Genomic DNA, 2,053 nt, shown 5'->3' with positions numbered 1-2,053 from the left:
ACGCCGACGCGACCTGAGCCGCCGCCTGGGCGGTGGGTGCGGCGGAGGGCCGGGCGTCAGACGCCGGCGCCGGCCCGGCGGCCGGCCGGTGAGATGCCCAGCGGCACCCGGGCGAGCGGCTTGGACTTCTCGCCGAGGGTGGCGGCCACCGCGCGCAACGCCTGCGCCGCCGGGCTCGACGCCCCGCCCAGGACCAGCGGGGTACCGGCGTCGCCGGCCGCGCGCAGATCGACTTCCAGCGGAACCTGACCCAGCAGCGGGACGGTCGTCCCGGTCAGCCGGCTCAGCGAGGCCGCGACCGACTCACCGCCGCCGGACCCGAACAGGTCCAGGCGGCTGCCGTCGGGCAGCACCATCGCACTCATGTTCTCCACGACGCCGGCAATCCGCTGCCGGGTCTGGCCGACGATCGCCCCGGCCCGTTCGGCGACCTCGGCGGCCGCCGCCTGCGGCGTGGTCACCACGACGATCTCGGCCGTCGGCACCAGTTGCGCCGTCGAGATGGCGATGTCACCGGTCCCCGGCGGCAGGTCCAGCAGCAGCACGTCCAGGTCGCCCCAGTAGACGTCGGCCAGGAACTGCTGCAGCGCACGATGCAGCATCGGCCCGCGCCAGACGACCGGGACGTTGCCGTCGACGAACATGCCGACGCTGATGACCTTCACCCCGTGCGCGACGGGCGGCAGGATCATGTCGCCGACGCGCGTGGGCCGGCCGGTCACACCGAGCATGCGGGGAACCGAGAAGCCGTACACGTCGGCGTCCACCACACCGACCGCCAACCCCTGCGCGGCGAGCGCCGCGGCCAGGTTGACCGTCACGGTGGACTTGCCGACGCCGCCCTTGCCCGAGGCGATCGCGTAGACCCGGGTCCGGGAATCGGGCCGGGAGAACTGGATCTCCTTGCCGGGGCCGCCACGCAGCTTCTCCCGCAGCGCCGTGCGCTGCTCGTCCGTCATCACGCCCAGTTGCAGCCGCAGATCGCTCACCCCGGAAACCCCGCGCACGGCGGCGGTGACGTCGTTGACCAGCGTCTCGCGCATCGGGCAGCCGGCGATGGTCAGCAGCAGGGTGAACCCGACCACCCCGGACGGGTCGACCGACAGGTCGGCCACCATGTCCAGCTCGGTGATCGGCCGCCGGATCTCCGGATCCTTGACGGTGGCCAGTGCGGCTCGCACGGCCTCGACGGTGACGCTCATGATGTCCTTTCGATCCCGGCCGGGTGGCGCCGGGCCCCTGCCAGGGTACGGGCGGCGCCGGTTTCGCCCGGCACGGACTCCGCACGGACTCAGCGTGACCGGTGCTCCCATCGCTTGCACATCTACCTGTGCCAGCATGGGAAGGGTCGAAGTGGAGGTTTGCATGACGTCGCCCATCGGTTTCCGCAACGTCGGCACGGTGCCCAACCTGCCGACTCCGCCGACCGGCTTTGCGGTGGCCGCCTATCCGACCTACGCGAGCGCTCAGGCCGCCGTCGAGCACCTGATCAAGCAGGACTTCTCCATCCAGGACGTGACCATCGTCGGGTCCGACCTGCAACTGGTCGAGCGGGTCACCGGCCGGCTGACCGCCGGCAAGCTCGCGGCCGCAGGCGCCGCGTCCGGTGCCTGGATGGGTCTGTTCGTCGGTCTGCTGATGTTCGTCTTCTCGCCCGTGCAGAGCGGGGTCGCCCTGCTCATCCTGGCCGCCGTGGCCATCGGTGCGGCGTTCGGCGCGGTGATGGGGTACCTGGGCTATTCGGTGGCCAAGGGCCGCCGCGACTTCACCTCCGCCTCCCAGGTCGTCGCCCGCCGCTATGACGTGCTGTGCGAGCCCCGTACCGCCGAACAGGCGCGCGACATCCTGGCCCGCATGGAGCTGGGCCGCCGCTAGCCCGGCGGGCTCCTGCGTCGCCGCCGGGCCGCGCGCCGGCCCAGCTCGGTGTTCGATGGGCGGCCTCGCTCGCTCGGCCGACCCGGGGCCGCCGCTAGCCCGGCCGGCCAAGGCTCCACCCCCAAGAAACACGAACGGCGGGGGGCGCGGGGGTGCCCCCGCCCCCGCCCGGGCGGGG

Annotated in this window: 2 protein-coding genes; one reads left to right on the top strand and one right to left on the bottom strand. The window is 73.2% G+C overall.

The genetic code is table 11. The features are described 5' to 3' along the window. Positions 1-56 precede the first annotated feature (56 nt). Positions 57-1,202, bottom strand: coding sequence for a P-loop NTPase (locus tag ACOJUF_RS24015; RefSeq protein WP_420124329.1), 1,146 nt, complete (start codon positions 1,200-1,202; stop codon positions 57-59). 163 nt (positions 1,203-1,365) lie between these two features. On the opposite strand from ACOJUF_RS24015, the gene ACOJUF_RS24010 reads away from it, so the two are divergent. Continuing rightward, entirely contained in the window at positions 1,366-1,875 is a 510-nt protein-coding gene (locus ACOJUF_RS24010; protein WP_420124328.1) for a general stress protein, read from the top strand. Positions 1,876-2,053: the final 178 nt, after the last annotated feature.

The organism is Nakamurella sp., from assembly GCF_048594475.1.
Classification (GTDB): Bacteria; Actinomycetota; Actinomycetes; order Mycobacteriales; family Nakamurellaceae; genus Nakamurella.
This window is presented reverse-complemented; position numbering and strand designations above follow the sequence as displayed.

Bases quoted from the DNA above. Each gene is read 5' to 3' on its own strand.
- ACOJUF_RS24015 (WP_420124329.1), bottom strand. From the start codon at position 1,202: ATGAGCGTCACCGTCGAGGCCGTGCGAGCCGCACTGGCCACCGTCAAG.
- ACOJUF_RS24010 (WP_420124328.1), top strand. From the start codon at position 1,366: ATGACGTCGCCCATCGGTTTCCGCAACGTCGGCACGGTGCCCAACCTG.